The 4952-nt window shown below is 40.4% G+C and carries 5 protein-coding genes; 2 read left to right on the top strand and 3 right to left on the bottom strand.

Translation table 11 applies throughout. The annotated features are described in order from the left end of the window. Positions 1–566 precede the first annotated feature (566 nt). Positions 567–1010, top strand: coding sequence for an azurin (gene azu / locus CWC18_RS12090; protein WP_138675338.1), 444 nt, complete (start codon positions 567–569; stop codon positions 1008–1010). Between the two features lie 139 nt (positions 1011–1149). Here azu and CWC18_RS12085 read toward each other — a convergent pair whose 3' ends face one another. Then, the gene (locus CWC18_RS12085) at positions 1150–1611 is read right to left on the bottom strand and encodes a hypothetical protein (protein WP_138593813.1); all 462 of its coding nucleotides are present in this window, start codon (positions 1609–1611) and stop codon (positions 1150–1152) included. Between the two features lie 121 nt (positions 1612–1732). Here CWC18_RS12085 and CWC18_RS12080 point away from each other — a divergent pair, with 121 nt between their 5' ends. Beyond that, positions 1733–3217, top strand: a complete 1485-nt coding sequence (locus CWC18_RS12080; RefSeq protein ID WP_138675337.1) for a bifunctional 2-methylcitrate dehydratase/aconitate hydratase — start codon at positions 1733–1735, stop codon at positions 3215–3217. Between the two features lie 201 nt (positions 3218–3418). On the opposite strand, the gene zigA is transcribed toward CWC18_RS12080, so the two are convergent. After that, positions 3419–4621 (bottom strand): zinc metallochaperone GTPase ZigA, encoded by a 1203-nt coding sequence (zigA, locus tag CWC18_RS12075; protein ID WP_138593811.1) that lies wholly within the window; start codon positions 4619–4621, stop codon positions 3419–3421. Positions 4622–4758: 137 nt separating this feature from the next. Beyond that, positions 4759–4952 (bottom strand): hypothetical protein (locus tag CWC18_RS21035; RefSeq protein ID WP_171041098.1); only part of this gene is annotated, 194 nt, incomplete at its 5' end.

Raw genomic sequence — 4952 nt, 5'->3', positions numbered from 1 at the left:
TTCGTCTTCCTGACGCAGGTCAGGATCCATGCCTGATAAACCACGTGATGTCACTTAGTACACAAGTACTGGACCCTGAAATGAATTCAGGGAGACGAATGGCGTGTATTCTTCTGTTTGATTTGTCTTCCTAACGCAGGTCAGGATCCATGTCTGATAACCCACGTAATGTCACTTAGTACACAAGTACTGGACCCTGAAATGAATTCAGGGAGACGAATGGCGTGTATTCTTCTGTTTGATTTGTCTTCCTGACGTAGGTCAGGATCCATGTTAAATAACCAACGTACTCTGACTAAGTACACAAAAAATAGACCCTGAAATGAATTCAGGGAGACGAATGGCGTATATTCTTCTGTTTGATTCGTCTTCCTGACGCAGAGCAGGTTTCATTTAAAACTCTATAAAGATAACCCTCCTTTGATGTTAAAAACTACAACAACAAGTTAGTTTTATCACTGTTCACTACTTTGATACCTTCAACATTTATCGGCTAAAGAAAATACTTGTAACTCACAACTTTATTGATAATAATTATCATTACAACAATTAAATAGGCTATTGACATGAACAAAAAAATGATGATTTTCGCATTCTTACTCGCTTTTTCGCATAATGTACTCGCAAAGTGTTCTTTCAATATTGACAGTAATGACGCTATGCAGTTTTCAGCTCAAACACTTACCGTTCCGTCAGATTGTAAAAAAGTCACTCTCACTTTAAATCACACAGGAAAACTCCCCGCCAAAGTGATGGGCCACAACTGGGTATTAGCAAAAACACCTGACGTAAAAGCAATTGCAATGGAAGGAATGAGCGCAGGCCTTGCAAACAAATATATCAAGAAAGGAGATGACCGCGTATTTGCAGCATCAGATATTATTGGCGGTGGTGAATCAACGACCCTTGAATTCTCAACAGATAAACTTAAAGCTGGAGGTGATTACACATTCTTTTGCTCTTTTCCAGGGCACTTTGGCATCATGAAAGGTAAGTTTGAGTTCGTATAAATTTTTATAGGCCTCAAATGTGGTTTTGAGGCCTATGTAAGCAAAACTATAAATCATCCATTTTATCGTCTGCTATGGTTGTTAGGCTATTTTTCCCTGTTTGAAGTTACCCGCGCGCTGCACCAAAATACTGTGCGACTTAATGCGATTTTTTATATATACGCTCAAAGTGAATATAACTATTCACAATTTCTTGAGCCCGAATACTTTGATTAAACCGGACTAATTCAAATGCTAAGTTAGCAACCTCGCGATAGCCTCGAAGTAAATAACTACTTAATTCACTCTTATTACTTTGTAAAAGCAAAGCGGCCAGCGCCTCACCCGCTTCTTCTAAAAAGTGGTATTCAGAGCAATCACACAGCACACTGCAATGATCAAAACAATAGTTGCTAATTTCTACCATTCTTTCAATTGAAACTCTGTTTGCAGTAGGGCTTTGTAATAATTTTAAACTTATATCGAATGCTGAGAGATAAAGTGATTCAGCTTCTTGTTGCTTTCCTACTAGAAATGCTGATTCGGCTCTCTTTAAAAGACGATTATACTCAATCGCCTGACACTCTAATTTTGTGCTAAATACTAAAGATGGCTTACTCATAGTGCTACTCAACTTAAAACGTTTGATAATAATAATGAAAATCAATATCATTTGCATTAATTAATTTTATCATTGCAAAATTTCTATCACTAAAACAACTAATCTAACAGGATGAATTACTATGAGTACAAACGTTGACCTAACCGAACGTCCAGAATATGACCAAGTCATTATAGATATAGCCGACTATGTAATTAACTATGAAGTCAAATCTCAAGAAGCATTAGATACGGCTCGTAATTGCTTAATGGACACTTTAGGTTGTGGGTTTTTAGCATTGAAGTTTCCCGAATGCACCAAACACCTTGGCCCACTAGTTCAAGGAACGAGCGTACCAAACGGTGCACGCGTGCCAGGTACACAATTCATTCTTGATCCGGTCAAAGCTGCCTGGGATATTGGCTGCATAATTCGATGGCTTGACTTTAACGATACTTGGCTTGCCGCTGAGTGGGGGCACCCATCAGACAACCTAGGGGGTATTCTAGCCATCGCTGATCATTTGTCTCAAGTACGCATTGCAAAAGGTGAAACACCGCTTTCAATGCAGCAAGTATTAGAGTCGATGGTAAAAGCGCATGAAATTCAGGGGGTTTTAGCATTAGAAAATAGCTTTAATCGTGTTGGTTTATGTCATGTTTTACTTGTTAGGATTGCGACCACAGCCGTAGTAACGCATTTAATGGGTGGCTCAAAAGAACACATTATGGCAGCCGTTTCACAAGCTTGGGTAGATGGCTCGGCATTACGTACATACAGGCATGCACCAAATGCAGGGTCTCGTAAATCATGGGCTGCTGGCGATGCAACATCTCGTGGTGTAAGGCTTGCTGATATCGCAATGCGCGGAGAAATGGGGATCCCTAGCGTATTAACCGCACCTCAGTGGGGATTTTACGATGTATCATTTAGCCATACCAATAAAGACCTTAAAACAAAACCAGAAGCACAGCGTCAGTTTAGCTTTCAGCGTGAGTATGGGAGTTACGTGATGGAAAATATATTATTTAAATTAAGTTTCCCTGCAGAATTTCATTCTCAAACAGCCTGTGAGGCAGCCGTTTTACTCCACCCAAAAGTAAAAGACAAATTAGCCGACATTAGCCGTATTGAGTTAACAACTCATGAATCGGCGATCCGTATTATTTCCAAACATGGGCCTTTAGCAAACCCAGCAGATCGCGATCACTGTTTACAATACATGGTTGCAGTACCCCTCATGCTCGGTAAGCTTAATGCAGAGCACTACGAAGACGACTTTCACCACAGTAACCCTATCATTGATACCTTAAGAGATAAGATGGTAGTAATAGAAGATGCTCGTTACAGTAAAGAATACCACGATCCAGACAAACGCTCTATTGCCAATGCCATACAGGTTTTCTTTAATGATGGTAGCTGTACAGATAAAATTGAAGTGGAATACCCTATTGGACATAAACGCAGAAGAGGCGAGGGAATTCCTGTTCTTGAAGCCAAATTCAAACAAAACTTAGCCTCTCGTTTTTCAGCACAACAAACTCAAGAAATTTTTAACTTATGCAAAAACACCTCTGAGTTAACAAAAATGCCTGTTAATCAATTCATGGATTTACTAGTCGTTTAAGTTAGCATTTTTTAATGAGGGAGTTGTGCCATTTAATTAAACCATAATCATATGGCATAACCCCTTGTTCTTATATACTTGTGTCTCCCTAAAAGAGATAACTCACCCTGACGCAGGCGAGGGTCTGTAAAGGCCCCCTATTAATCACTCCGTGAATTCAAGGTGGTAAATCCCCCAAATAAACTTAAACCCTTAAGCGCATCACTCCCACGATGGAAATGGATCAGGGAGTTTTGCCCACGATGATGCGCCTTGCAGCAGTTCATCTTCCTCTAACAAACAGGCGTTTAACCGATTGATAATATCGGTTTTATCTAGCCCTTGACCAATAAAAACCAGCTCTTGGCGCATATCGCCAAATGGTTCAACCCATTGCGCTTCTATTGATTGGCGATAATCAGGATCTGTGGGCCAATCTTTTTCGGGTACTGCTTTCCAAAATAAGCCCGCGACACCATATCGTGCCATACCGCCCGCTTGGCTCCAACTCCCCGCAAATTGCGGCCTTGTTGCCAACCAAAAAAAGCCTTTGGATCGGATCAACTTACCCGCGATCTCTTTACTGTGTAAGAAGTTATAAAACTTTTCTGGGTAAAATGGACGCCTCGCTTCAAATACAAAGCTGCTAATACCAAACTCTTCTGTTTCAGGTAAATGCTCACCTCGCATTTCTTTTAACCAACCTGCTGCAACACTTGCTTTTTCAAAACTGAATTTACCGGTCGCTAATACTTGTTTTAAAGGCACATTTCCGTTTGAAATAGCAATTTGTTCAGCATCAGTGTTAAGCGTTTTCAAGATACTTTTAAGGCGCTTTAGCTCTGTGTCTGAGATCAAATCGGTTTTACTAATTAATAACACATTAGCAAACTCTACCTGCTCAACCAATAAGTCGGCAACACTGCGCTCGTCTTCTTCACCTAAACTTTCGCCCACTTCATGTAAAGACCTCGCTTCATCGTAATCTTTTAAAAAGTTAAGCGCATCAACCACAGTGACCATGGTATCTAACTGGGCAACATCCGATAAACTAATGCCATTTTCATCTGCAAACGTAAAGGTTTCGGCCACCGGTAAAGGCTCTGAAATGCCGGTAGATTCAATGACCAAATAGTCATATTTGCCCTCTTTGGCTAAACGGGTGATCTCTTCAAGCAAATCTTCTCTGAGCGTGCAACAAATACAGCCATTACTCATTTCAACAAGCTTTTCTTCTGCCCTATTTAAGCTTATTTCATTTTGTACTGTTGCTGCATCAATATTAACTTCACTCATATCATTAACGATAACAGCCACTTTGAGGCCTTCTCGGTTACTCAATATATGATTTAGAACGGTAGTTTTACCTGCACCTAAAAAACCAGAAAGCACAGTAACTGGCAGTAAAGACGGTATATTAGACATAATTTTGACCACATTGCATTTTAAATTGACGGTTTTGATTTGATCATTAGCGATGACGAAGCGCTATTAACACGATCTAACAAATAACGTTATATTATAACATTTGATTGCGCAACTTTTATATAAAACCAAACTGTTTACCCCAAAACCCCACCATTCGACTCCCTAAAATAGATTCGCCACCCTGACATAAATTCGTCTCCCTGACGCAGGTCAGGGCCCATGCCAATTAACCCCAATCTCCACCCCCCCACCATCATCTCCCCGACGAAGGTCAGGGTCCATGCCAAATTAACCCCAGTCTTAACTCCACCACCATCGTCTCCCTGAC

Origin of the sequence: Pseudoalteromonas aurantia, assembly GCF_005886875.1 — a bacterium.
GTDB classification, from domain to species: domain Bacteria; phylum Pseudomonadota; class Gammaproteobacteria; order Enterobacterales; family Alteromonadaceae; genus Pseudoalteromonas; species Pseudoalteromonas aurantia_A.
The sequence above is the reverse complement of the archived record's forward strand: the minus strand, read 5'-3'. Positions and strand labels throughout refer to the sequence as shown.

Coding starts and splice junctions, on each gene's coding strand:
- azu (WP_138675338.1), top strand. CDS start 567: ATGAACAAAAAAATGATGATTTTCGCATTCTTACTCGCTTTTTCGCAT.
- CWC18_RS12085 (WP_138593813.1), bottom strand. CDS start 1,611: ATGAGTAAGCCATCTTTAGTATTTAGCACAAAATTAGAGTGTCAGGCG.
- CWC18_RS12080 (WP_138675337.1), top strand. CDS start 1,733: ATGAGTACAAACGTTGACCTAACCGAACGTCCAGAATATGACCAAGTC.
- zigA (WP_138593811.1), bottom strand. CDS start 4,621: ATGTCTAATATACCGTCTTTACTGCCAGTTACTGTGCTTTCTGGTTTT.